This is a genomic window from Agromyces aerolatus (assembly GCF_031432255.1).
Taxonomy (GTDB): Bacteria; Actinomycetota; Actinomycetes; order Actinomycetales; family Microbacteriaceae; genus Agromyces.
Map to the genome: position 1 here is coordinate 97,805 of NZ_JAVKGQ010000005.1, position 24,852 is coordinate 122,656.

21 protein-coding genes, 2 tRNA genes and 1 riboswitch (1 of these 24 running past the window's edge) are annotated in these 24,852 nt (G+C 71.9%); of the genes, 7 read left to right on the forward strand and 16 right to left on the reverse strand.

Annotation, left to right across the window (positions count from 1 at the left end; genetic code table 11):
• From RH864_RS08620 to RH864_RS08640, 5 genes are all read left to right on the forward strand, one after another.
• Window positions 1–27, forward strand: a tRNA-Arg gene (locus RH864_RS08620); it begins 149 nt to the left of the window's first position.
• 159 nt (window positions 28–186) lie between these two features.
• Window positions 187–810 carry an oligoribonuclease gene (gene orn, locus RH864_RS08625; protein WP_310517132.1) on the forward strand — a complete coding sequence of 208 codons (624 nt, stop codon included), beginning with the start codon at window positions 187–189 and terminating at the stop codon, window positions 808–810.
• A 40-nt stretch (window positions 811–850) separates the two neighbouring features.
• Window positions 851–926, forward strand: a tRNA-His gene (locus RH864_RS08630).
• A gap of 33 nt (window positions 927–959) precedes the next feature.
• Window positions 960–1,310: a metallopeptidase family protein gene (locus RH864_RS08635; RefSeq protein WP_310517262.1), complete on the forward strand. Its 351-nt coding sequence runs from the start codon at window positions 960–962 to the stop codon at window positions 1,308–1,310.
• A gap of 47 nt (window positions 1,311–1,357) precedes the next feature.
• Window positions 1,358–2,599: a serine hydrolase family protein gene (locus RH864_RS08640; protein WP_310517133.1), complete on the forward strand. Its 1,242-nt coding sequence runs from the start codon at window positions 1,358–1,360 to the stop codon at window positions 2,597–2,599.
• 27 nt (window positions 2,600–2,626) lie between these two features.
• On the opposite strand, the gene RH864_RS08645 is transcribed toward RH864_RS08640, so the two are convergent.
• From RH864_RS08645 to RH864_RS08715, 15 genes are all read right to left on the reverse strand, one after another.
• On the reverse strand, window positions 2,627–2,884 hold the full coding sequence (locus RH864_RS08645; protein ID WP_310517134.1) for a hypothetical protein: 258 nt from the start codon (window positions 2,882–2,884) through the stop codon (window positions 2,627–2,629).
• A 46-nt stretch (window positions 2,885–2,930) separates the two neighbouring features.
• A complete protein-coding gene (locus tag RH864_RS08650; RefSeq protein ID WP_310517135.1) occupies window positions 2,931–3,452 on the reverse strand; it encodes a nucleoside/nucleotide kinase family protein in 522 nt (173 codons plus the stop codon).
• Window positions 3,449–4,228 (reverse strand): energy-coupling factor transporter transmembrane component T family protein, encoded by a 780-nt coding sequence (locus tag RH864_RS08655; protein WP_310517136.1) that lies wholly within the window; start codon window positions 4,226–4,228, stop codon window positions 3,449–3,451. The genes RH864_RS08650 and RH864_RS08655 overlap by 4 nt, the downstream gene beginning before the upstream one ends.
• Entirely contained in the window at window positions 4,225–5,793 is a 1,569-nt protein-coding gene (locus tag RH864_RS08660) for an ABC transporter ATP-binding protein (RefSeq protein WP_310517137.1), read from the reverse strand. Before RH864_RS08660 ends, RH864_RS08655 begins: the two co-directional genes overlap by 4 nt.
• A 2-nt stretch (window positions 5,794–5,795) precedes the next feature.
• Window positions 5,796–6,437: an ECF transporter S component gene (locus RH864_RS08665; RefSeq protein WP_310517138.1), complete on the reverse strand. Its 642-nt coding sequence runs from the start codon at window positions 6,435–6,437 to the stop codon at window positions 5,796–5,798.
• Between the two features lie 35 nt (window positions 6,438–6,472).
• Window positions 6,473–6,583: riboswitch (TPP riboswitch) on the reverse strand.
• Window positions 6,584–6,628: 45 nt separating this feature from the next.
• Complete coding sequence (locus RH864_RS08670; protein ID WP_310517139.1) at window positions 6,629–6,976, reverse strand: hypothetical protein; 348 nt, start codon at window positions 6,974–6,976, stop codon at window positions 6,629–6,631.
• Between the two features lie 66 nt (window positions 6,977–7,042).
• A complete protein-coding gene (locus RH864_RS08675) occupies window positions 7,043–8,296 on the reverse strand; it encodes a DNA polymerase IV (protein ID WP_310517140.1) in 1,254 nt (417 codons plus the stop codon).
• A gap of 141 nt (window positions 8,297–8,437) precedes the next feature.
• Complete coding sequence (locus tag RH864_RS08680) at window positions 8,438–9,085, reverse strand: hypothetical protein (RefSeq protein ID WP_310517141.1); 648 nt, start codon at window positions 9,083–9,085, stop codon at window positions 8,438–8,440.
• Window positions 9,086–9,271: 186 nt separating this feature from the next.
• Window positions 9,272–10,789 (reverse strand): Asp-tRNA(Asn)/Glu-tRNA(Gln) amidotransferase subunit GatB, encoded by a 1,518-nt coding sequence (gatB, locus tag RH864_RS08685; protein WP_310517142.1) that lies wholly within the window; start codon window positions 10,787–10,789, stop codon window positions 9,272–9,274.
• Entirely contained in the window at window positions 10,789–12,330 is a 1,542-nt protein-coding gene (gatA, locus tag RH864_RS08690) for an Asp-tRNA(Asn)/Glu-tRNA(Gln) amidotransferase subunit GatA (protein ID WP_310517143.1), read from the reverse strand. Before gatA ends, gatB begins: the two co-directional genes overlap by 1 nt.
• Window positions 12,327–12,629, reverse strand: coding sequence for an Asp-tRNA(Asn)/Glu-tRNA(Gln) amidotransferase subunit GatC (gene gatC / locus RH864_RS08695; protein WP_310517144.1), 303 nt, complete (start codon window positions 12,627–12,629; stop codon window positions 12,327–12,329). Before gatC ends, gatA begins: the two co-directional genes overlap by 4 nt.
• Before the next feature lie 48 nt (window positions 12,630–12,677).
• The gene (locus RH864_RS08700) at window positions 12,678–14,543 is read right to left on the reverse strand and encodes an alkaline phosphatase family protein (protein WP_310517145.1); all 1,866 of its coding nucleotides are present in this window, start codon (window positions 14,541–14,543) and stop codon (window positions 12,678–12,680) included.
• Between the two features lie 39 nt (window positions 14,544–14,582).
• A complete protein-coding gene (gene ligA / locus RH864_RS08705; protein WP_310517146.1) occupies window positions 14,583–16,868 on the reverse strand; it encodes an NAD-dependent DNA ligase LigA in 2,286 nt (761 codons plus the stop codon).
• 132 nt (window positions 16,869–17,000) lie between these two features.
• Entirely contained in the window at window positions 17,001–18,125 is a 1,125-nt protein-coding gene (gene mnmA, locus RH864_RS08710; RefSeq protein WP_310517147.1) for a tRNA 2-thiouridine(34) synthase MnmA, read from the reverse strand.
• A 197-nt stretch (window positions 18,126–18,322) separates the two neighbouring features.
• Complete coding sequence (locus RH864_RS08715; RefSeq protein WP_310517148.1) at window positions 18,323–19,546, reverse strand: cysteine desulfurase family protein; 1,224 nt, start codon at window positions 19,544–19,546, stop codon at window positions 18,323–18,325.
• Window positions 19,547–19,564: 18 nt separating this feature from the next.
• On the opposite strand from RH864_RS08715, the gene glgX reads away from it, so the two are divergent.
• Together glgX and ybaK are read left to right on the forward strand one after the other, a co-directional pair.
• On the forward strand, window positions 19,565–21,781 hold the full coding sequence (gene glgX / locus RH864_RS08720) for a glycogen debranching protein GlgX (RefSeq protein WP_310517149.1): 2,217 nt from the start codon (window positions 19,565–19,567) through the stop codon (window positions 21,779–21,781).
• Window positions 21,782–22,273, forward strand: a complete 492-nt coding sequence (ybaK, locus tag RH864_RS08725) for a Cys-tRNA(Pro) deacylase (RefSeq protein WP_310517150.1) — start codon at window positions 21,782–21,784, stop codon at window positions 22,271–22,273.
• A gap of 7 nt (window positions 22,274–22,280) precedes the next feature.
• Here ybaK and glgP read toward each other — a convergent pair whose 3' ends face one another.
• Window positions 22,281–24,848, reverse strand: coding sequence for an alpha-glucan family phosphorylase (gene glgP / locus RH864_RS08730; protein ID WP_310517151.1), 2,568 nt, complete (start codon window positions 24,846–24,848; stop codon window positions 22,281–22,283).
• Window positions 24,849–24,852 lie beyond the last annotated feature (4 nt).

Consider the following 24,852-nt stretch of genomic DNA (forward strand, 5'->3'; position numbering starts at 1 on the left):
CAGGTTCGATTCCTGCCGGGGGCACCAAGAGACACGGACGACGAGCCAGCCTTCTCATCTGTCGGTCGCAGGTTCGATTCCTGCCGGGGGCACCAAGAGACACGGACGACGAGCCAGCCTTCTGTCCCACATCCACCACCCGCACCCGCGCAGTCCCCGTCGGCCGCGGCCGGTAGACTCGCGGCCATGACCTCCTCGAGCGACCGCCTGGTCTGGATCGACTGTGAGATGACCGGGCTCGACCTCGAAGTCGACGAACTGGTCGAGATCGCCGTCGTGATCACCGACTACGACCTCACGCCGGTCGATGCGGGCCTCAGCATCGTGATCAAGCCCGATGCCAGCGCGCTCGAGTCGATGGGCGACTTCGTCCGCGCGATGCACACGCAGTCCGGCCTCATCGAGGAGATCCCCAACGGGGTCAGCGTCGCCGACGCCGAGTACCAGGTGCTCGAGTACGTCTTGCGTCACGTGCCCGACGAGCAGAAGGCGCCGCTCGCCGGCAACACCATCGGCACCGACCGCGCGTTCCTCGCGAAGTTCATGCCCCGTCTCGACGCGCATCTCCATTACCGCAACGTCGACGTCTCCTCCATCAAAGAGCTCGCGAAGCGCTGGTTCCCGCGCGCCTACTTCAACGCGCCGGCGAAGAACGGCGGGCACCGTGCGCTCGCCGACATCCTCGAATCGATCCGCGAGCTCGAGTACTACCGCCGCGGCATCTTCGTCGCCGACCCCGGTCCGACCTCGCAGGAATTGCAAGAGGTCGCCGCCACCGTCGTGCACGAGTTCGACGAGCGCGTGGTGTAAGATCGTGGAGTTGTCTCGATCGTGAGATCGGGTCCACATGGTGGGTATAGCTCAGTTGGTAGAGCGCCTGGTTGTGGTCCAGGAGGTCGCGGGTTCAAGCCCCGTTACTCACCCCAATTCGTCACCGAAGCGTCGTCGAACGGAGCCCCCTGGTGCACCTCGACGCCGACGCCTTCGAGGCCATCGTGGTCGACGAGCTCGACCAGCTGCCCGATGAGATGGTCGACGGGCTCGAGAACGTCGTGTTCGTGGTCGAGGACCGGCCCGAAGACGGGTCGCTCGACCTGCTCGGCCTCTACGACGGCACCTCGCTGACGGAACGCGATCGCTACGGGTTCGGCGAGATGCCCGACCGGATCATCCTGTACCGGGAGTCGCTGCTCGCGATCTGCGATGACGAGGACGCGTTGCGCGATGAGATCCACGTCACGCTGGTGCATGAGATCGCCCACTTCTACGGCATCGACGACGAACGCCTGCACGAGCTGGGCTGGGCCTGACGGCGGCCATCGCGGCCTCGTCGCCTGCCCGAGTTAGCCTTGAGCACATGACCGTCTCCCCCGGCCGTATCGTCGGCATCGCCGTCGGCGCCCTCGCGATCCTCGGCATCGGGGTCTACGGCCCGGCGATGCTGCTCGGCCCGCTGCCCGCGGTCGCCGTGCAGTCGGAGGGCGCGGCGGTGCCCGCGCCGGCGGCGACGCAGATCCCCATGCCCGCCGAGGGCGCGAGCGTCCTCGCCGTCGTCGACGACACCGGTGCGGCGAATCCGATCGCGACGGGCGGAGACCAGGGCGTGGTGCCGATCGGCGCGGCGGCGAAGCTCGTCACGCTGCTCGTGACGCTCGACTCGCTGCCGCTCGCGGCCGGCAGTGCCGGTCCCGACCTGCCGATCGGCGCTGAGGACTACGCCGACTATGCGCGCTACCAGGCCGAGGGCACGCGCGTGCTGCAGGTGTCCCCGGGTGAGCGTTGGTCGCAGCGCGACGTGCTGCGCGCGGTGCTGCTCGCCTCGAGCAACAACCATGCCGACACCCTGGTCCGCTGGGCGTTCGGCAGCGTCGGGCAGTACGTCGACGCGGCCAACGAGTGGCTCGCCGCGAACGGGTTCGCCGACACGCGCGTGGCCGACGCGACCGGCCTCTCAGGCGACAACGTGGGGACCGTGACGGATCTCGCCGGGCTCGCGGCCAGCGTGGTCGACACCCCGGCACTCGCGGCCCTGCTCGATGGCGAGGTCGGCGGTGGCGTCGGCATCCGCCAGGTGCCCGACGTGGCCTCGCGCCTCGGCGACCAGGGTGTGCGTGCGATCACTCGAGGCTTCACCGATCAGGCGCTGATCTCGTTCGTCTTCACCGCGACGACGTCGCCCGCCGGCTCCGATCCAGTGCGGGTGGTGGGTGCGATGACGCTCATCCCCGACTACGAGACGCTCGACGCCGCCGTGATCGCGGCGGTCGAGGCCGCAGGTCAGGCGGCGGTCCCGGTCGACGTGATCACGGCCGGGGACGCTTACGGCTCGGCGGTCGCGGCCTGGGGCGACCGCGCGGACCTCGTCGCGTCGGCGACGCGCACGAGCCTGGGCTGGAGCGCGGCCGCCGGTGAGGCCACGGTCGAGGTCGAACCGTTCACGACCGCGAACGCGGGCCGCGACATCGGCCGCGTCGTCGTCCCGACGCCGACCGGGGAGCTGGCGTCGCCGCTCAGCCTGTCGGAGGACATCGGCGACCCGGGGCCGATCTGGCGGCTCACGAACCCGCTGCCGATCATCGGCGCCTACTTCGACTCCTGACGCCGGGCCGGCCGCGTCGCGGGACCGTCAGTCGTTGTCATCCTCGTCGAACTCGACGGGGTCGGAGTCGCTGGGGTCGAACCGGAACTGCACCCGGACCTCGCCGTTCAGCTCGCGCTCCTCGACGGCGTTGTACCAGAACAGCGACTCGAGCCCGTCGATCGCGGCGACCTCACCCGCCCGCGACTCCGGTTTGCCGTCGACGAGGGCGCGCTGCTCGAACCTGCCCTCGAGCGGCCCGTCGAGGAACTCTGCGATGTACACTCCGGTCGTCTCTGCGCTCATGACTCCACCGTAGTCCCGCCGCTCGGCGCGGGCCGAACGGCGCGGGTCAGGTTGACAGACCGCGCACGATCAGGTCGGCGCGGGTGACGGATGCCCCGGTGCGCGCCGTGTGCCGTCGCCACTGCGTGTCCCACATCTCCCAGTACGGGTCGAACGCGCCGCGGTCGCGTGCGAGTGCGGCCCGGCGGCGGTCCTCATCCCGCGCGTCGACCCAGATCCGGAGTGCGGGGACCGCGGCCGTCGCGTCGAACGCGCCGCACCCCTCGACCAGGAGGTCGTGCCCTGGCGCGATCGCCCGCACCGGGCCGCGCCTCCCGGCGTCCCAGTCCCAGGTCGGGACCCGCGCAAGCTTCCCGCTCGCCCACGGCGTCACGAGCGACGCCGCGAGCAGCGCCGACCCGCGATCGAGGCCGTGCCAGCCCGGGTACACCTCGTCGAGTCGGACAAGCGCGACCGATCCTCGCCATGCGGCCACGATCGCGTCGGCGAGCGTCGACTTCCCCGCGCCGCTGGGGCCGTCGATCGCCACGAGCCGCCGGCCGCGCACCGTCGGTGCGTTGAGCCTCACGACCACACCAGGTTCCAGGTGCCCGCCGCGACGGCGGCGCTCACGGAGATCGCGGCCACGAGGCATCCGATCGCGATCATCAGCCACTCGACCCGGCCGAACCGCGCCGCGCGGGCCCACGTCCGCTCGCCGGGCGCGCCGAAGCCGCGCGCCTCCATGGCGGTCGCGAGCGTGCTCGCCCGCCGGACGGAGAGCACGAGCAGCGCGAACGCCTGGCCGAGCCCGCGCCGGAGCCAGGCTCGGTCGGCGACGCCCCGAGCCCGTCGGGCGAGGCTGATGGTGCGCCAGTCGTCGATCGAGGTGCCGATCAGGCGCAGCGCCGCGAGACCGCCGAGCACGAAGCGTGCCGGCAGTCGGAGCGTCTGTGCGAGCCCGTCGGCGAGGTCGGTGGGATCGATCGTGAGGAAGAGCACCACGGCGGGCAGCGCGATCGCGACCACGCGAGCCGTCGTCGCCAGCCCGATCGCCACCGACCCCTCGGTGATGTGGATGAGTCCCGCGTCGAAGTAGACCGCGCCGGAAGGGGCGCCGTAGAGCACCATGCTGATCCCGGTCAGGGGCGCGGCGATCCAGACGGGGAGGGTCCGAGCCGACCAGAGCAGCGGCCCGAGGCCGATCACCGAGAAGAGCACCACCTCGCAGATGATCGCGACCCCCGCCGAGACGGGATCGAGGGTGAGCAGCAGGGCGACGCTGAGCGGCACGGTCGCCGCGATCTTCGCGACGGGGTTGACGCGCGCGAGCGGCAGTCCGGGTCGCACCTCGGCGATGCTCATACCGGCACCTCCGTCGCGACCTCCGCCGGCGGGCCGAGCGCGAACCGCGCGTCGGCGAGCGCGTCGACGAACGTCTCGTCATGCGTCACCGCGACCACACCCGCACCGCGGTCGCGGAGCTCGCCGATCAGCCGGACGAGCTCGCGCCACGTCACGGCGTCCTGTCCGAACGTCGGCTCGTCGAGGACGAGCATGCTCGGCCGGGTCGCGAGGGCGGTCGCGACCGAGAGCCGACGCTTCTCACCCCCCGAGAGCGTGAACGGATTCGCGCCGGCGAGCGCGGTGAGCCGCAACGCCTCGAGCAGCGGCTCGACCCGATCGCGCACGTCGCCCGAGCGCAGCCGGAGGGCGCGCGGCCCGACCTCGAGCTCGGCACGCACCGTTCCGGCGAGGAACTGGTGCTCGGGGTTCTGGAACACGGTCCCGATCCGGGTCAGCAGCTGCCTGGACTTCCAGCGCCACGGCTCCTTCGCGGCGCCGTCGGCGAGCCGGGCGGATGCCTCGAGCGAGCCGTGTTCCGGTCGGAGCAGCCCGGCGAGCGTGAGCGCGAGCGTCGACTTGCCCGCCCCGTTCGGCCCGGTGACGGCCAGTACCGAAGCCTCGCGCACGGCGAAGTCGAGGCCGGTCTGCACGGGGCGACCGGTCTGCCGCGCGACCGCGAGCCCCGAGGCCGTGAGCAGGCTCGGGCGAACGTCGGTCGTCACGCGGTGGTCGGGCTGGCCGTGATCCGACCGGCCGGGTTGAAATGGGCCGGATTCGGACGGGTTCGGCCGTCGTGCCGCCGACGCCTGGTCGCCAGGCAACCAGACGCCGGCCGCCCGCAGCTCGGTCGCCTGAGCCTCGAGAACCCGGTCGGCCGGCCCGTCGGCGATCAGCCGTCCGTCGCGTCCGAGCACGATCACCCGATCGACGACCGGGAGCCACACCGGCACGCGGTGCTCGACGACGATGAGGGTCGCGCCGGTCTCCTGCACCACGCGTGCGACCGCGTCGCGGACCTCGATGACCCCCTCGGGATCGAGGTTGGCGGTCGGCTCGTCGAGGAGCAGGACGCCGGGACGCATGGCGATCACCCCGGCGAGCGCGAGGCGCTGCCGTTGGCCGCCGGAGAGCGCAGCCGTCGACCGATCGAGGGGCAGGTCGAGGCCGACCGCGGCCAGCGCCTCGCGCACCCTGGGGCCGATCTCTGCGCGAGGCACGCCCAGATTCTCGAGCCCGAACGCCACATCGTCGGCGAGCCGCGCCATCACGAGCTGCGCGTCGGGATCTTGCAGCACGAGTCCGCTGCGGCCGCGTGCCGCCGAGGCATCCGCCCCATCGATGAGGAGCCGACCGGCGGCCTCGCCCTCCTCGTCGCCGCCGAGGACGCCCGCGAGCCCGTGCAGGATCGTCGACTTGCCCGACCCCGACGGGCCGAGGAGCAGCACGCGCTCTCCCGGTTCGATGACGAAGTCCACGCCGGCGACGGCACGGCTCGCGCGCGAGCCGTGCCGCCACGCCCAGCCCTGCGCCTCGACCCGCGCCGGCCGGTTCAGCGCGGTTCGAATGGACGCGTTGCCCGTCACCCTCAGCTCGTGACCCTGACCGCGTCACGGCCCGACGCGAAGCGGCTGAGCGCGCCCGTGCGCGCGAGCCCGCGAACCGCGAGCCAGCCCAGTCCGCCCGCGATGACCGCACCGCCGACGACGCCGGAGACGACGTAGATCGTCGCGAACGCGGGCGCGGAGCCCGCGTACCAGAGCACGAGGTCGTTGATGGCCATGGCGAGACCCGCGACCGCGCCGGCGAGCACCGCGACGGGGAAACCCCAGCGACGGTAGAGGAAGATCGCGAAGATCAGCTCGGCACCGAGCCCCTGCACGAGACCGGCTTCGATCGTGAGCAGGCCGCCCCACTGGCTGCCGATGAGCGCCGACACGACCGCGGCGACGAGCTCGGTGTACATGGCGGCGCCCGGCTTCCGGATGATGAGCCCACCGATCACGCCGGCGACGAGCCAGAGTGCGGCCGGGGCGGCCTGCAGCCCCGGGAGGAATGCCGAGATCGGGGCGGAGATGGGACCCCAGATGACGCCGTACGCCCAGAAGACGACACCGATGGCGACGCCGATGACGCTCGCGACGACGATGTCGACGATGCGCCACTTGAGTCGCCGCCCGCCCGGCGTCGCGTTCGTCGTCGGGGTGGTTGCTGATGCGGTTGCGTGCACTGTCGTGCCCTTTCGTTCGATGAAAGCGGCACGGGAATGAGATGCGATGCCCTCCCTGCGCTGGCATGACCCAGATCAGGTTCGACGGTCGAAGGTTGCTGAACCTTCCTCTCAGCCCGGTTCACCGGACTCCCGTGTTCAGGCATGAGTATACGCCCGCACCGATCGGGTGTGGGCGCGGGTGCCCGCGTTCAGTGCTTCAGCGCGCGGATGACCCACTTGAGCGATTTGCCGATGACCCAGATCAGCGGCGTCGCCACGAGGATCAGACCGATGAGGTTCGGCTCGAAGCGCACGTCGGCGCCACGCCCGATGTATGCCCCGAGCGGAATCGACACGCCGCCACCGCCACCGCCGCTGCCCTCGCCGGTGCCGCCCTTCTCGTCCATCGAGCCCGACCCGCTCCCGCCGCCGAAGCCGTAGTAGCCGAGGGCGACCGGCATCACCGTGGACCCGCCGATGTCCACCGGATCGCCATACGAGGTCTTCACCCCGATGCCGCCGACCTTGTCCGCCAGTTCCACCACGAGTTCCGTCATGCGCCCAGGCTACCCACGCGCGCTGCGCGCGACCACCCCTTGCGTTCCGGCATGCGAGCCCCGAGGTCAGTCGTCGGGGTCGGTGCGGCGCTGGGTGAGATCGGGGGCGCGGCGGGCGCGGCCGACGAGGGAGGCGGGGCGCACGGTGCCGCGGCCGAAGCGGGCTGAGACCTCGTCGATGGTGCGCTCGGCCTCGCGCCACTCCTCGTCGGGGTCCCAGAGCGTGGGGCCGCCGGCGGAGCCGAGCTGTTCGGCGCGGACGCCGATGAGGCGGATGCGGGCGCCATCGGTGAGCAGGGCGTCGAGCGAGGCCGCAGCCTCCTCGTAGATGCGGCGTGCGACGTCGGTCGGCTCGGCGAGCGTGCGCGAGCGTGTGACGGTGCGGAAGTCGCCGTAGCGCAGCTTCAGCACGACCGTGCGGCCGACCATGTTCGCACGGCGGAGCCGGACGGCGACGCTGTCGGCGAGATCGAGGAGGGCCCGGCGGATCTGCTCGGGGTCGGTGAGGTCGTGCCCGAACGTGGTCTCGTGGCCGATGCTCTTCTCGGCCCGGTGCACCGTGACGTCGCGCGGGTCGTCGCCGTTCGCGAGCGCGCTGAGCCGGTGCGCGAGCGACGGGCCGACCGCGCGTTCGAGGGCATCGGCGGGCATCGCCGCGACGTCGCCGACGGTGCGCAGGCCGAGACGCAGCAGCGACTCCTCGGTCACCCGGCCGACGCCCCACAGCGCGGACACGGGGAGCGGGTGCAGGAACGTCACGGTGTCGGTCGCCGGCACGACGAGCATGCCGTCGGGCTTCGCCCGGCCGGATGCCACCTTCGCCACGTATTTCGTCGCCGCGACGCCGATCGAGCAGGTGAGGCCTGTCTCGGCCTGGACGCGCTTCCGGATGGTCCACGCGATCTGCGCCGGGCTGCCGTGCAACCGGCGCGCGCCCCCGACATCGAGGAACGCCTCATCGATCGAGAGCGGCTCCACGAGCGGGGTCATCTCCTCGAAGATCGCCATGACCCGGTCGGAGTACTCGCGGTACTTGCGGTAATCGCCCTTGAGCACGATGGCGTTCGGGCAGCGCTGCAACGCGACCGACATGGGCATCGCCGAGTTCACGCCGAACCGCCGCGCCTCGTAGCTTGCTGCGGACACGACGCCTCGGCCCGCGGTGCCGCCCACCAGGACGGGCTTGCCGCGCAGGTCAGGACGTGAGAGCAGCTCGACCGACACAAAGAACGCGTCCATGTCGACGTGCAGGATCGGGGTCGCCGAATCGTCGACCGGCCCGGTCGTCACCTGCCGTGACGATCCGTCTTGCTTGCTCACGCATGCACCTTACCCGCGGCCGCCGACACCGAGCCGAATCGCGAGTGATACCAACTCGCGCCGAACGTGACCGTTGCTCGCACTCGTTCGGCGCGGATCGGTAACACTCGGTGGGTGGCCGGGAGGGGGGCGAGACGCGGGTCAGAACCCGAAGTCGCCGCCGAAGTCGCCGCCTCCGAAGTCGCCGAAGCCACCGGCGTCGCCGCCGCCGCCGAAATCGCCGTAGCCGCCGGCGTCGGCACCCGATGCCTCGACGCTGCCGGCGTCGGCACCGGCGTCACCGGAACCCGCATCGCCGGCGTCGCCACCCGCCTCGAACGAGCTCGGGTCCGGGAGGAAGGCCTGCGCGATCGCCGAGCCGACCACGACACCGGCGACGGTACCGAGCAGCGAGCCCGCGAACATGCCGCCGAAGGACGGCCCGCCCTGGCGCCCGCCGGGGCCGCCGCCGAAGGCACGCTCCATGCTGCCCGGCTGCTGCATCTCCTGACGGGTCGCCGCACGCGCGAGCGTCTGCGGCTGGTCGTCCGCGATGCGTTCGTTCGCCGGGGCCTGCTCCGCGAGCGAGACGTACACCTGCTCACGCTGCTCGGGCGTGAGCTTGGCGAAGGCCTCGGCGTGCACCTGTTCGATCGTCTCGGGCGGTGCGGTGCGCAGCAGGTACCGGTAGCGCTCGACCGCGAGCTCGTCGTCGGTCAGCTGCCGCTGCGGCCGCGCCTGCGGCGCGGGGCGATACTGCTGCTGCGGCTCGAGCTGGGCTGAACCGAAGAGTCGGTCGAAGAATCCCATCGTGTGCTCCTCAATCGCTCGGGGACTCGACGCTATCGAGCCAGCCATTGAGGCGGCTGTGAGCGTGCCCCTCGCTGGCCGAGCGAGTCACCGGGTCTCGATACGCGTCCTCGTTCCTCGGGCGCTACTCGACCAACGAGGGGCGGAACCAACCGGGCGCTACTCGACCAACGAGGGGGCCGGGCGCTACTCGGCCGACGCGCGCTCCAGCACGAGCTCGCGCACGCGCGCGGCGTCGGCCTTGCCCTGCATGGCCTTCATGACCGCACCGATCACGGCACCTGCGGCCTGCACCTTGCCGTCGCGGATCTTCGCGAGCACGTCGGGCTGGGCGGCGAGCGCCTCGTCGATCGCAGCGATGAGCGCCCCGTCGTCGGAGACGACCGCGAGCCCGCGGGCATCGACGATCTCTTGCGGCGATCCCTCCCCCGCGACGACGCCCTCGAGCACCTGGCGCGCCAGGCGGTCGGTGAGCGTGCCGGCCTCGACCAGGGCGGCGAGCTCGGCGACGTGTTCGGGCGACGCGAGCGCCGAGGCATCCGTATCGCCCTGGTTCGCGAGACGCGTGAGCTCACCCGTCCACCATTTGCGGGCCGCCTGCGGGGACGCGCCGGCAGCGACCGTCGCGGCGACCTCGACCAGCAGACCGCCGTTCACGACGTCCTGGAACTCGAGGTCGGTGAACCCCCACTCGGCCTTCAGCCGACGACGTCGCGCGGCGGGCGCCTCGGGCAGCGCGGCGCGCAGCTCCTCGATCAGCCCCTCGGACGGAGCGACCGGCAGCAGGTCCGGCTCGGGGAAGTACCGGTAGTCGTCCGCGTCGGACTTCGGGCGGCCCGGGCTCGTGGTGCCCGTGTCCTCGTGCCAGTGCCGCGTCTCCTGCGTGATCGTGCCGCCCTTGGCGAGGATCGCCGCCTGCCGCTGGATCTCGTAGCGCACGGCGCGCTCGATCGACCGGAACGAGTTCACGTTCTTCGTCTCGGTGCGCGTGCCGAACGTCTCCTGGCCGCGCGGCCGCAGCGACACGTTCGCGTCGCAACGCAGGTTGCCGCGCTCCATGCGGGCCTCGGAGATGCCGAGCGACAGCGCGATGTCGCGGATCGTCGAGACGTAGGCGCGCGCGAGCGCGGGAGCATCCGCCTCGGCGCCGACGATCGGTCGCGTGACGATCTCGACCAGCGGCACACCCGCGCGGTTGTAGTCGACGAGCGAGTACTCGGCGCCCTGGATGCGGCCCGTCGAGCCGCCCACGTGCGTGAGCTTGCCCGCGTCCTCCTCCATGTGCGCGCGCTCGATGTCGACCTGGAAGACCCGGCCGTTCTCGAGCTCGACCTCGACGACACCGTCGAACGCGATCGGCTCGTCGTACTGCGAGATCTGATAGTTCTTCGCGAGGTCGGGGTAGAAGTAGTTCTTCCGCGCGAACCGGCTCGACGGCGCGATCGAGCACCCGAGCGCGAGGCCCAGCGAGATCGACGAGCGGATCGCCGTGCCGTTCACGACCGGCAGCGAACCCGGCAGACCCAGGTCGACCGGCGAGATGAGCGTGTTCGGCGCGGCGTCGTGGAACGCCGAGTTCGCCGGGTTCGGCGCGCCCGAGAACATCTTGGTGGTGGTGTTCAGCTCGACGTGCACCTCGAGCCCGATCACGGGCTCGAACTGGGCGAGGGCTTCGTCGAAGTCCATCAGGTCGACACGGGCCATCAGACGGCGCCCTCCTCGGTCGCGAGCAGCTCATGGGTCGAAAGGTCGGGTGCGCGGCCGAGCAGCGGGCCGCCCCACTCGGCGACGAGCAGCTGCTCGAGCGCGCCGCCCACGTTGTAGAGGCGTGCGTCTTCACGCGCGGGCGCGAGGAACTGGATGCCGACGGGCAGGCCGTCCTCGGGGGCGAGGCCCGCGGGCAGCGAGATGCCGGGAACGCCCGCGAGGTTCGCCGGGATCGTCGCGACGTCGTTCAGGTACATGGCGAGCGGATCGTCCAGCTTCTCGCCGAGGCGGAACGCCGTCGTCGGCGCGGTCGGCGTCGCGAGCACGTCGACCTGACCGAACGCGGCCGCGAAGTCCTGCTGCACGAGCGTGCGCACCTTCTGCGCGCTGCCGTAGTAGGCGTCGTAGTAGCCGGCCGAGAGCGCGTAGGTGCCGAGGATGATACGGCGCTTCACCTCGGGGCCGAAGCCCGCCTCGCGCGTCGCCGACATGACCTGCTCGACCGTGCCGCCGCCGTCGGGCGTGACGCGCAGGCCGAAGCGCACCGAGTCGAACTTCGCGAGGTTCGACGACGCTTCGGCCGGCAGGATCAGGTAGTACGCGGCGATCGCGTGCTCGAAGTTCGGGGTCGACACCTCGACGATCTCGGCGCCCTGCTTCGCGAGCAGGTCGAGCGCCTCGTGGAAACGCTGGCGCACGCCCGGCTGGAAGCCCTCGGTGTCGAGCTCCTTCACGACGCCGATGCGGAGGCCGCTCACGTCGGCGCGACGCACCGCGTCGGCCATCGACGGCCACGCGTCGGGGATCGACGTCGAGTCGTGCGGATCGTGGCCCGCGATGAGGTCTTGCAGCAGCGCCGCGTCGAGCACCGTGCGCGTGACCGGCCCGATCTGGTCGAGCGATGACGCGAGCGCGATCGAGCCGTACCGGCTCACCGCACCGTAGGTCGGCTTCACGCCGACCGTGCCGGTCACGTGCGCGGGCTGGCGGATCGAGCCGCCCGTGTCGCTGCCGAGCGCGAGCGGCACCTCGAACGCGGCGACCGCGGCGGCGGAGCCGCCGCCCGAACCGCCGGGGATGCGTTCGAGGTCCCACGGGTTGTGCGTCGGGCCGTACGCGGAGTGCTCGGTCGACGAGCCCATGGCGAACTCGTCCATATTGGTCTTGCCGAGCGGCACGAGGCCGGCATCGAGCACCTTGCGCACCGGGGTCGCGTCGTACGGCGGGATCCAGCCTTCGAGGATCCGCGAGCCGGCCGTCGACGGCATGCCCTCGGTGACGAGCACGTCTTTGATCGCGATCGGGACGCCCGCGAGCTCGCCGAGCCGGTCGCCCGCGGCGCGGCGCGCGTCGATGTCGGCGGCGGTCGCAAGCGCACGGTCGGAGGCCACGTGCAGGAACGCGTGCACCGCGCCGTCAACGGCCTCGATGCGGTCGAGGTGCGCTCGCGTCGCCTCGACGGAGGACACCTCGCCGGAGGCGAGCTTGCCCGCGAGGTCGGCGGCGGTCAGACGGATGAGGTCGTCGCCGTGGCTCACTGCTCCTGCCCCAGGATCGCCGAGACGACGAAGCGGTCGCCGTCGCGCTCGGGCGCACCGGCCAGGGCCTGCTCGGGCGTGAGCACGTTGTCGCCCACGACGTCTTCGCGGAACACGTTCTGCATCGGGATCGGGTGGCTCGTGGGCTCGACGTCGGGCGTCGCGACCCGGCTCACCTGCTCGACGGCCTGCATGATCTGGCCGAGTTCGGTCGTGAGGTGCGCGATCTCTTCCTCGGTGAGCGCGATGCGGGCGAGGTTCGCGAGATGCGCGACCTGCTCCGCACTGATTTCAGACATGCTGCTCCGAATGGGTTGTGGTGGGGATGCGTCGAGTCTAGCCGCCGCCTACTGCGACGCCTTCGAGGCGGTCGGGGCCTGCGTCGCCGCCGGGGACTGCGTCGCCTGCGGCGCACCGAACAGCCCGACGCCGTGCTTGTGCAGGAGCTCGTACGCGTCGGCGTAGGTCTCAGGCTCGGGCTCGCCGTCGCCGTACTTCGCGATGAGCAGCCCGAGCAACCCCTTCGCGGGAGGGCTGAGCGGCTTGTCCTTGTGGACATGCGCCGGGTGCGGAGCCTCGGCCTGCGGGTTCGGCGGCAGATACTGCGGGGTCGTGTGCGGCCACGTCGACGGATGCCTCGGCGCCTCACTGTTCACCACGTTGAAGAGCGTGTTCGCGCCCTCGTCGCGCCGGGTGAGCGGCTTCAGACCGTGCAGGCGGCTGAGCGTCGCGATCACGGCGGCGTGGTGCATCTCGTCGTGGATGACGGTGCCCGCCCGTGTGTACGCCGACACGGCGATCGCGGGAACGCGCAGCCCGAGCCGGTCGAAGGCGAAGCCCATCTCGCCCTCTGGTGCGCCCGCCTCGGGCGGCGTGCCGGGGGGCGGCGGTACGTGGTCGTACGTGCCGCCGTGCTCGTCGAACGTGATGAGCAGCATGGTGTTCAGCGCGTTCGATCCCTCGGTGCTCGCGCTCGTGCGAATCGCGTCGTAGATCTGATGGATGAGCAGCTCACCGGCGCGCACGTCCGAGACGGCGCTGTCGATGACCTCCTCGCCGTCGACCTCGGACTCCTTGAGCTTGCCGACGGGCGGATGGAAGTCGTTGTGGTTGTACACGAGCCTGGGCTCGACGAATGCGTACGCCGGCAGGGTGCCGTTCTGGACGTCGTCGTAGAACTGCGCCATCGTCGCGAAGCGCTCGGTGCGCCAGTACTGCTCGAGCACGGGCGCGTGCAGCACACCCGTGTACGACACCAGCTGCAGCTCGTCGAAGTAGATGCGCCAGCTGATTCCCGCCTCTTCCAGGCGGTTGAAGACGGTCGGCTTGTCGGGGGCGTCGAACCACTTGTCGTACCCGCCGCTGTGCTTGTTCGTGACGAACCCGTGCGAGGTCGAGGCGTGGAAGAACGACCGGTTGCAGAACGTCTGGGACGGCACCGCGCAGTGCCACGCGTCGAACACCGCGAAGTTCTTCGCGAGGGTCGAGAGGACGGGCAGCATCTCGGGCGAGAACGAGCCCATGATCTGGCTCGCCTCGTCCGCGGTCGGCTGCTTGCCTTTCTTCAGTCGCTCGTAGTTGACGATGTAGTCCTGCAGGAACCCGTTCATCTTGGGCGATTCGCCCGGCTTCGGCGCGTTGTACGGCGCGCTCATGTCGCCGACCGGCAGCGAGGCGTTGTCCGGCGGGTCGACGATGCCGAACAGTTGGGTGTTGACGTGCGGGTATTCCTCGCCGGGGTCGGGGTCGGGCGCGCGCATGACCACGTCGGTCGCGCCGTCGTAGACGTGCACGGGCACGACCGTGCCGTCGGGGGCGGTGTTGGAGTAGTCGCCGAACGCGAGTCCGTCGAAGGTCTGGCCGTCGGGCAGGGTGTCCGGCGTGTACAGCCAGCCGAGCAGGTTGTCGAACGAGCGGTTCTCGCCCATGACGACCACGAGGTGGTCGAAGCCGGGTTCGCTGCGCGCCGCGAGCGCCGTGAAGTCGTCGGCGCCTTCGGCGAAGCCGCTCGCGTGGCCGACCGCGGCGCCGATCGCGGCCCCCGCACCGCCGCCGACCACCGCTCCGGCGGCCGCGACGCCGCCGAACTTCAGGAAGTCGCGGCGCGACGCGCCGGCCTGCGGCGACGCGTCGGGCGCGCTGGGTGTGTCGGGCGCTGCGGCGGTTGTCTCGCCCGGCTCCCCCGCCGGCTTCTTCGATCGACCCCTCACCATGGGGCGCCTCCTGCGTTCAGGTTCCGCCGAACCCGTCGTTCAGCGGTCGAGCGCGGCCGGCCCCTCCGTGACGAGCAGGGCGAACTGCGCTGCGTCGATGATACGGACTCCGAGCTCCTCGGCCTTCGCGAGCTTCGATCCGGCGCCCGGCCCGGCCGCGACGAAGTCGGTCTTCTTCGAGACGCTGGACGCCGCTTTGCCGCCCGCGGCGATGATCGCCTCCTGCGCGCCCTCGCGCGAGAACCCCTCGAGCGAGCCGGTGGCGACGATCGTGAGGCCGGCGAGGACGCCGCCGGCTTCGGCGGCTGCACCAGGCCCCGGATGCCCCGGGGTCGCCCATTGCACGCCCGCGGCAGTCCACCGTTCGACGATCTCGCGGTGCCAGTCGACCTCGAACCAGTCGATCACCGCGTCGGCGATGATGCCGCCCACGCCCTCGACCGCGGCGAGCTCGTCTCGGCTCGCCGCACGGATGGCGTCGAGCGAGCCGAACCAGTCGGCGAGCGCGCGCGCCGCGACGGGGCCCACGTGCCGGATGTTGAGCGAGACGATGAGCCGCCAGAGCGGCTTGGTCTTCGCCTTCTCGATCTCGTCGATGAGCTTCGTCGCGCCGGCGGCGGGCTGCGGGCCGGTCGCTCCGGCCTTCTTCTCGGCTGCGCTCGGGTTTCGCCGGAACGGCGCGCGGACGCGCTCGGCGCCGTCGTCGTCGAGTTTCGGCAGGCCGGTCTCGGCGTCCTTCACGACCACCTCGATCGGCAGGAGATCATCGATCGTGAGGTCGAACATGCGGGCCTCGGTCACGAGCGGCGGCGTCTCGGGGCGGAGCGGCTGCGTCAGGGCTGCCGCCGACACCTCGCCGAGCGCCTCGATGTCGAGCGCGCCCCGCGAGCCGATGTGCTCGACCCGCCCCCGCACCTGCGCGGGGCATGATTGCGCGTTCGGGCAGCGCAGGTCGATGTCGCCCTCTTTCATGGGGCGGAGCGGCGTGCCGCACTCGGGGCAGCGTTCGGGCATCTGCCACTCGCGCTGGGTGCCGTCGCGGAGCTGCTCGACGGCGCCGAGGATCTCGGGGATCACGTCACCCGCCTTGCGGAGGACCACGGTGTCGCCGATCAGCACGCCCTTGGCGCGCACGACCTCTTGATTGTGCAGGGTGGCCTGTCGCACGGTGCTGCCGGCGACCTTGACGGGCTCCATGATCGCGAACGGAGTGGCCCGGCCCGTCCGGCCGACGCCGATGGCGATGTCGAGGAGCTTGGTGTGCACCTCTTCCGGCGGGTACTTGTAGGCGATCGCCCAGCGCGGGGCGCGGCTCGTCGCGCCGAGCTCGTCGTGGAGGGCGAGCTCGTCGATCTTCACGACGATGCCGTCGATCTCGTGCTCGACGTCGTGCCGGTGCTCGCCCCAGTGCGCGATGAAGTCGGTGACGCCGTCGATCGTGTCGAACACCCGAGTGTGCGGTGAGACCGGCAGTCCCCAGCTCGCGAGCAGGTCGTAGATGCCCGACTGCGAGTCGACCGGCGGGTTCTCCCAGGCGCCGATGCCGTGCAGGTACAGCGCGAGCCGGCCGAGCCGATCGCGCATGAGCTCGAGCTGCTCAGCGGTCTTGTTCTCGCGGCGCTGCCGCAGGCTGCCGGCCGCCGTGTTGCGCGCATTCGCGAACTCGGGGAACTTCACCGGGATCTCGGCCTCGGCCTTGCCGCGCGCGAGCTGCTGCGCCGCATACGCGGCCTGCAGCTCGTGCTGCCGCTCGTTCAGCGCCTCGAAGTCTGCGGTCGAGAGGAACACCTCGCCGCGCACCTCGAAGAACGACGGGAAGCCGTCGCCCTCGAGCCGTCGCGGGATCGCCGGGATGAACTCGACGTTCTCGGTGATGTCTTCGCCGACGCGCCCGTCGCCGCGCGTGGTCGCGGTCTCGAGGACGCCATCGCGGTACGCGAGGCTGATGGCGAGCCCGTCGATCTTCAGTTCGCTGAGCCAGCGCACCTGCCGGCCCGCGGAGGCCTGCGCCTTGTTCGCCCAGTCTCGGAACTCGTCGAGCGTGAACACGTTGTCGAGGCTGAGCATGCGCTCGGCGTGCTCGTGCGGCGGGAACCCGGCCGCCACCGTCGCCGCGCCGACCTGCTGCGTCGGGCTGTCTTGGCCCGCCAGCTCGGGGAAGAGCCGTTCGAGCTCTTCGAGCCGGTGGAAGTCGACGTCGTACTCGGCGTCGCTCACGAGGCTCACGCCCTCGGAGTAGTACGCCGTGCGATACCGCTCGATGCGCTCGGTGAGTGCGGCGGCCTCGTCGCGTGCGGTCTCGAAATCGATGGGGGTATCGCTCACGCCCCCAAGTCTAGAAGCGCCCTCCGACGCGGCCGGCCCGTCACGAGTCGTCGGCACGTTCAGCGACACGCCGCCGGCGGACGGCCGGACACCGGCGTGTCGCGTCGGAACGCCGACGACTCGTGACGAGGCTCAGGCGTCGACCGGCACCGCACTCACGGTGCGGTCGATCGTGCACTGGCCGAGCACGCGCGTGCCGACGTAGATGACGGCGGTCTGGCCGGGGGCGACGCCGTCGAGCGGCGTCTCGGGCCGCACGACGAGCTCGCCGTCGGTCACGCGCGCAACCGCGGGAACCGGGTCGGCGTGCGCGCGGATCTGCACCTCGCAGTCGAACGACTCCCCCGACGCCTGCACCAGGCCCGACGCGACGGGGTCGGCGCCGGCCCACGAGAACCGCGAGCCCGCGATCTCGGCGGTGGCGAGCGCCTCCTTCGGGCCGACCACGACGGTGCGCTCCTTGGGCCGGACCTCGAGCACGAAGCGCGGCTTGCCGTCGGGCGCGGGCGTGCCGAGCCGCAGGCCACGGCGCTGACCGACGGTGTACGCGTGCGCGCCTTCGTGCGAACCCACCACCGCGCCGCTGCGATCGACGACGTCACCGGGCGCCTCGCCGACCTTCTCGGCGAGCCAGCCCTTGGTGTCACCGTCGGAGATGAAGCAGATGTCGTACGAGTCGGGCTTCTGCGCGACCGACAGCCCGCGGCGCTCGGCCTCGGCACGCACGAGCGCCTTCGACGGGGTGTCGCCGAGGGGGAAGTACGCGTGCGCGAGCTGCTCGGTCGTGAGCACGCCGAGCACGTACGACTGGTCCTTCGCCTCGGCCGACGCGCGGTGCAGCTCGCGCCGCCCCGAGGCATCCGTCGTGATCTTCGCGTAGTGGCCGGTCGCGACCGCGTCGAAGCCGAGCGCGAGCGCCTTCTCGAGGAGCGCCGCGAACTTGATGCGCTCATTGCAGCGCATGCACGGGTTCGGCGTGCGGCCGGCCGCGTACTCGCTGATGAAGTCGTCGACCACGTCGGCCTTGAACCGCTCGGAGAAGTCCCACACGTAGTACGGAATGCCGAGCGTGTTGGCCGCGCGCTGCGCGTCCATCGAGTCCTCGATCGTGCAGCAGCCGCGGCTTCCGGTACGCAGCGTGCCCGGCATACGGCTCAGCGCGAGGTGCACGCCGACGACGTCGTGACCGGCCTCGACCGCGCGCGCCGCGGCGACGGCGCTGTCGACGCCGCCCGACATGGCTGCAAGCACTCGCATACGGTCAAGTCTACGAGCGCGAGCTGAGCGGATGCCCCGGGGTCGGTGTCGGCGCGCATCCCGCTGTTCGAGTAGCGAGCGAGGAACGAGCACGCGTATCGAGACCTGGTGACCCGGTCTGAAGAGCGGCCCGCGGGGTCTCGATACGCTCGCTGGCGCGTAGCTCACTCGACCAACGAGGGCTCGACCAACGGGCGTCAGCGGTCGAACGAGGTCGCGCGGGCGGCGAGGCCGGCGCGCGAAGCGCGCGCGTACGCCTCGGGGAGCGCCGCGAGGAACGCGTCGACGTCGGCGTCGGTCGACGCGTGCCCGAGCGTGATGCGCAGTGCGCCGCGCGCGTCGGCCTCGCTGCGCCCCATGGCGAGCAGCACGTGACTGGGCTCGGGCACGCCGGCCTGGCACGCCGAACCGGTCGACACGTTGACGCCGGCCGCGTCGAGCAGGAACAACAGCGAGTCGCCCTCGCAGCCCGGGAACGAGAAATGCGCGTTCGCGGGCAACCGGCCCGCGGCCACGGGATCGCCCGACAACCGCGCATCGGGCACCAGGCGGGCGACGCCCGCCACGAGCCGGTCGCGCAGCGCGGCCATGCGCGTCGCATCCCGCTCGAGCCTCGCCGCCACGGCGGTCGCCGCCGCCGCGAACGCGGCCGCCGCCGCGACATCCTGCGTCCCCGAGCGGATGCGCCGTTGCTGCCCGCCGCCGTGCAGCAACGGCTCGACCTGCGCCGAACGGTCGAGCACCAGCGCCCCGATGCCTGCGGGTCCGCCGATCTTGTGCGCGGACACGCTCACCGCCACGAGACCCGCCCCGCCCGGGGCATCCGTCGCCCGCCGGATCGCCCGCACGTCGATCGGGACCTGCCCGTACGCGGCGATCGCGTCGGCGTGCATCGGCACGCCGGCCCGCGCCGCGAGCGCGGCCGCCTCGGCGACCGGCTGGATCGTGCCCACCTCGTTGCTCGCCCACAGCATGGTCGCGAGCGCGACGGATGCCTCGTCGCGGCCCAGCTCGTCGGCGAGCGCGTCGAGCCGCAGCCGGCCTACCCCGTCGAGCGGGAGGTCGACCGGCGATGCACCCTCGTGTGCGGCCAGCCACTCGACGGTGTCGATCGTGGCATGGTGCTCCCCCAGCGGCACGAGCACGCGGGTCCGCGCAGCGTCCGTCGCCCGCCGTCGCCAGTACAGTCCCTTGATCGCGAGGTTCACGGCCTCGGTGCCGCTGCCCGTGAACACGACCTCGATGGGGTCGGCGCCGAGCGTCGCGGCGACCTGCTCGCGAGACTCCTCGAGCAGGCGTTTCGCGCGCTGCCCGGCGCTGTGGATGGACGACGGGTTGCCGGTCACGGCGAGTGCCGCCGTGAGGGCGTCGATCGCCTCGGGGAGCATCGGCGTCGTCGCGGCGTGGTCGAGATACGCCATGGAACTACTCTAGAGCGCATGCCGTCCGCCGATCCCCTCCGCGACCTCGGGGTCCGCGCGGGCGCCGAAGGCGGACGACTGCGGCTCTGGTCGGAGCACGCCACGGCGGTGGAGCTCGCGGTCTTCGACACGAGCGACCTCGAGTGGGCGGTCGACCGGGTGCCCGCCGAACGCGACGAGTCCGGCGTCTGGGAGGCGAGCTCGCGCGCGCTCGTCCCTGGCGCACGCTATGCCGTGCACGTCGACGGGCCGGCCGGCGTCGAGCACGCCTTCAATCCCGTGCACGCGCTGCTCGACCCGTACGCCCGCGGCCTCACCCGCGCCGACGACGGATCGTGGCGCGGCGTCGCCATGGACTCGCTCGCGGGCGACGGGTTCGAGTGGGCGGGCAGCACGAACCCGCGCGTGCCGCTCGACCGCACCATCGTCTACGAGGCGCACGTCAAGGGGTTCAGCCGCCGCAACGAGCGCGTCCCGGCCGAGTTGCGCGGCACCTACGCCGGGCTGGCGCACGACGCCTCGCTCGAGTACCTGACGGACCTGGGCGTGACGAGCGTCGAGCTGCTGCCCGTGCAGGCCTTCGTGTCGGAGGAGCGCCTGGTCCGGCAGGGCAGGGTCAACTCGTGGGGCTACAACACGCTCGGCTTCTTCGCCCCCCACGCGCCCTACGCGACCGCGGCGGCACAGGCCGAAGGCCCGGCGGCGGTACGTCGCGAGTTCGCGGGCATGGTGAAGCGCCTGCACGAGGCCGGGCTCGAGGTCATCCTCGACGTCGTCTACAACCACACCGCGGAAGAGGGCCGGGGCGGTCCCACGTTCGGCTTCCGCGGCATCGACAATGCGAGCTACTACCGCCACGACGCCCACGGCCGGTACGTCGACACGACGGGCTGCGGCAACACGCTCGACTTCGGCGGCGCGGCGCCCGTGCGTCTCGTCCTCGACTCGCTCAGGTACTGGGCGGGCGAGCTCGGCGTCGACGGGTTCCGGCTCGATCTCGCGGCGACGCTCGGCCGCGGCGACCACGGCGGGTTCGAGGCCGACCATCCGCTGCTCCGCGGCATGCTCGACGACCCCGTCATCGGCCGGACGAAGCTCATCGCCGAACCGTGGGACGTCGGCTTCGGCGGCTGGCAGACGGGTCAGTTCCCCGACGGGTTCATCGAGTGGAACGATCGCTACCGCGATCGCATGCGCGAGTTCTGGCTCGAAGACCGACGAGACGAGCGCGAACACGGCCGGCTGCCGGGAGGCGGCCTCGGCCGCTTCGCCGGCCGGCTGAGCGGATCGGCGCACACGTTCGCGCACGAGCGCGGACCGCTCGCGAGCCTCAACTTCGTGACCGCGCACGACGGCTTCACGCTCGCCGATCTGGTGTCGTACGACCGGAAGCACAATGAGGGCAACGGCGAGGGCAACCGCGACGGCACCGACGCCAACCGGTCCTACAACCACGGGGTCGAGGGGTTCACCGACGACCCCGCCGTGCGCTCGGCCCGGCTCCGCAGCATGCGCAACCTGCTCGGTACGCTGCTGTGTTCGGCCGGCGTGCCCATGCTGACCGCGGGCGACGAGGTGGGGCGCACGCAGCGCGGCAACAACAACGCGTACTGCCTGGACTCGGAGGCCACCTGGATCGACTGGGACCTCACCGCCGAGCAGCGCGGCCTGCTCGAGACCACGCGCCGGCTCATCCGGCTGCGGCGCGACAACCCGGCCCTGCGACCTGCACGCTACGGCGTGTTCGGCGTGAGCACCCGGAACGCGAGCCGCATGGACTGGTACGGCGCCGAGGGCGAACCCATGACGATCGACGACTGGGAATCCCCCGGCGTGCGGACGCTGCAGCTCCTCCTCGCCTCGACCCCCGAGTCGGAGGCCCCGAACCGGGTGCTGCTCGTCGTGCACGCCCGGGCCGGGGCTGCCGAGGTGATGCTGCCCGAGGGACCGACCGAGACCGTGTCGCCCGAGGTGCTGCCGTCGGAGAACGCGCAGGCAGGCCCGCTCGACAGGCCCGGAACGAGCGGTCTCTCCGCCCATTCCCGGTCCGGCGCTGAGGCCGGCGGCCCGCCGGCACCGCGAGATCAGCCTCGCCCCGGGCCGCCGGTCGCCCGCTACGTGCTGCTGTGGGACTCGGCCCACGAGTCGCCCGACCTCCCGCCGAGCACTCGGCTTCCGCGTGAGCGGGTTCGCGTGGCCGGCTGGTCGATGCAGCTCTACCTGGCGGAGACCTAGATGGGAAAGCGAACGGATGCCTCGGCGGGCACGCCCGCCACCCTCGCCCTGCAACGAGCGGGGATCCGGTTCGTCGCGCACACGTACGACCACGACCCGCGCGCGGCCGCGTTCGGGCTCGAAGCCGCCGAGAAGCTCGGCGTCGAACCGGACCGGGTGTTCAAGACACTGCTCGCGGCGATCGACGGCTCGCTCGCCGTCGGCATCGTGCCGGTCGCCCGGCAGCTCGACCTGAAGGCGCTCGCCGCCGCGCTAGGCGGCAAGCGCGCCGAGATGGCCGACCCGGCCGTCGCCGAACGCAAGACGGGCTACGTGCTGGGCGGCATCAGCCCGATCGGCCAGAAGACCGTGCTGCCGACGGTCCTCGACGAGTCCGCGATCCTGTACGAGACCCTGCTGGTCTCGGGCGGCCGCCGCGGGCTCGACCTCGAGCTCGCGCCCGACGACCTGCTCACGGCGACCGGCGGCCGGACCGCGCCGATCGCGAGATGACCCGGGGTCACCTCGCGACGGCGACGAGCCCCAGTTCCGCGGTGCTCAGCAGCAGCGGATGCTTCGGGACGACCCGCACCGTGTAGCCGAAGGCGCCAGCGCGGTCGAGGACAACGCCGCCTTCGTACACCCTCGGCGAGGAGGCATCCGCCCCGGCGGACCCGCCCGCGGGACGCAACGGCTCGCGCCGGCCGTCGCGGATCGCGTCGTCGCCGCTCGCACGACCGTAGACGACCTCGACCTCGACGTCGTCGGGTGACAGCTCGCCGAGCGTGACGTACGCACGGAGCTTGAGCTCGTCGCCGACGTGCGGCGCCTCGACGCCACCCGACTCGACGTGCACGACCGCCACACCGGGCCACGCCGCACGGACCCGCGCGCCGTACGCCGCGAGCTCGCGCGCTCCGCGCGCGTGATCGGCGGTCACCGCACGCGCGTGCCGCCACGCGTGCCGGTACAGCCGGTCGACGTACTCGCGCACCATGCGGTCGGCCCCGAGCTCGGGGACGAGCCGGGTGAGCGTCTTCCGCAGCATGCCGACCCACTCCCGAGGCACACCGTCGGCGTCGCGGTCGAAGTAGGCCGGCGCGATCCGGTGCTCGAGCAGGTCGTACAGCGCGGCGGCCTCGAGCGCGTCGCGCTCGGCGGCGTCGCCCGCACGGTCGGCCGACGGGATGACCCAGCCGAAGTCGTCGGCCGCGAACTCGGCCCACCAGCCGTCGAGGACCGACAGGTTCAGGGCGCCGTTCATCGCGGCCTTCATACCAGACGTGCCGCAGGCCTCGAGCGGCCGGAGCGGGGTGTTCAGCCACACGTCGCAGCCCGGGTAGAGCGTCGCAGCCATGCCCATGTCGTAGTCCGGCAGGAACACGATGCGGCCGCGGAGCTCGGGCTGCTGCGCGAACCGGACGAGCTCCTGGATGAGGCGCTTGCCCTCGTCGTCGGCCGGATGCGACTTCCCGGCGATCACGAACTGGACCGGCCGCTCGGGGTTCGTGAGGATCGCCTTCAACCGCTCAGGATCTTGCAGCATGAGCGTCAGCCGCTTGTACTTCGGCACGCGGCGTGCGAACCCCACCGTCAGCGCCTCGGGGTCGAGCACCTCGTCGATCCAGCCGGGCGCCTGCGCGCCGTCGTGCTGCGCCGACCACGCCGTGGCCAGGCGGCGCCTGGCGTCCTCGACGAGCTGCGTGCGCATGCGCCGCTTCACCGCCCAGAGGTCGCCGTCTTCGAGCGCGTCGCTCAGCCAGTCGGCGTGCTCGGCGTCATCGGTGCCGAGCCGGTCGGCGCTCAGCTCGGACAGCGCGGGATCGGTCCAGGTCGGCGCGTGCACGCCGTTCGTCACGGACGTGATCGGCACCTCGTCGTCGCCGAAGCCGGGCCACAGCGACGAGAACATGCGACGGCTCACCTCGCCGTGCAGGCGCGAGACGCCGTTCGCGTGCTGCGCGAGCCGAAGCCCCATCATCGCCATGTTGAACGCGCTCGTCGCGGGATCGGCATCGGGCTCGACGCCGAGCGCGAGGGCGTCGGCCGGATCGATGCCCGGCAGCAGCGCGTTCGTGAGGTAGCGCTCGACGAGGCCCCGGTCGAACCGGTCGATGCCGGCCGGCACGGGCGTGTGCGTCGTGAACACGGTGCTCGCGCGCACGACCTGCAGCGCCTCGCCGAAGCTGAGCCCCGAGGCGATGAGCGACGAGATCCGCTCGAGCCCGAGGAATCCGGCATGACCCTCGTTCAGGTGGAACACCTCGGGGCCCTCGCCGCCGTGGAGATCGGTCCAGGCGGCGAGCGCGCGGGCCCCGCCGACGCCGAGCAGCAGCTCCTGCAGCAGGCGGTGCTCGCCGCCGCCCCCGTAGAGCCGGTCGGTGACCGAACGCAGATCCTCGTCGTTCGCGGGCACGTCGGTGTCGAGCAGCAGCAGCGCGATCCGGCCGACCCGGGCGAGCCAGACGCGCGCGACGAGCGACCGCCCATCGGGCAGCCCGAGCGTGACCTGTACCGCCGAGCCGTCCGCCGCGCGCACGAGTGCGAGCGGCAGACCGTCCGGGTCCTGCGCGGGATACCGCTCCTGCTGCCAGCCGTCGGCCGAGATCGACTGCGCGAAGTACCCGGCCTTGTAGAAGAGCCCGACTCCCGTGATCGGGACGCCGAGGTCGCTCGCGGCCTTCAGGTGATCGCCCGCGAGGATGCCGAGCCCGCCCGAGTACTGCGGCAGCGCCTCGGCGATGCCGAACTCGGGCGAGAAGTAGGCGATGCCGCGCGGAACGTCGTCGCCGAGCGACTGATACCACCTCGGCTCGTGCAGGTACGCGCGCAGCCCTGCGCGCTCGCGCTCGGCCCAGGCGACGTAGCCCGCGTCGGCCGCGAGCTCGTCGAGCCTCGCCGGGGCGACCTCACCGAGCAGGGTCACCGGGTCGCGACCAGAGCGGAGCCAGGCTCCGGGATCGATGTGCTCGAAGAGGCGACGGGTCGGCTCGTGCCAGGACCACCTGAGGTTGCCGGCCAGCTCGTCGAGCGCCTCGAGTGCGGGCGGCACGACGGCTCGCACCGTGAATCTGCGGATCGGCTTCACACCG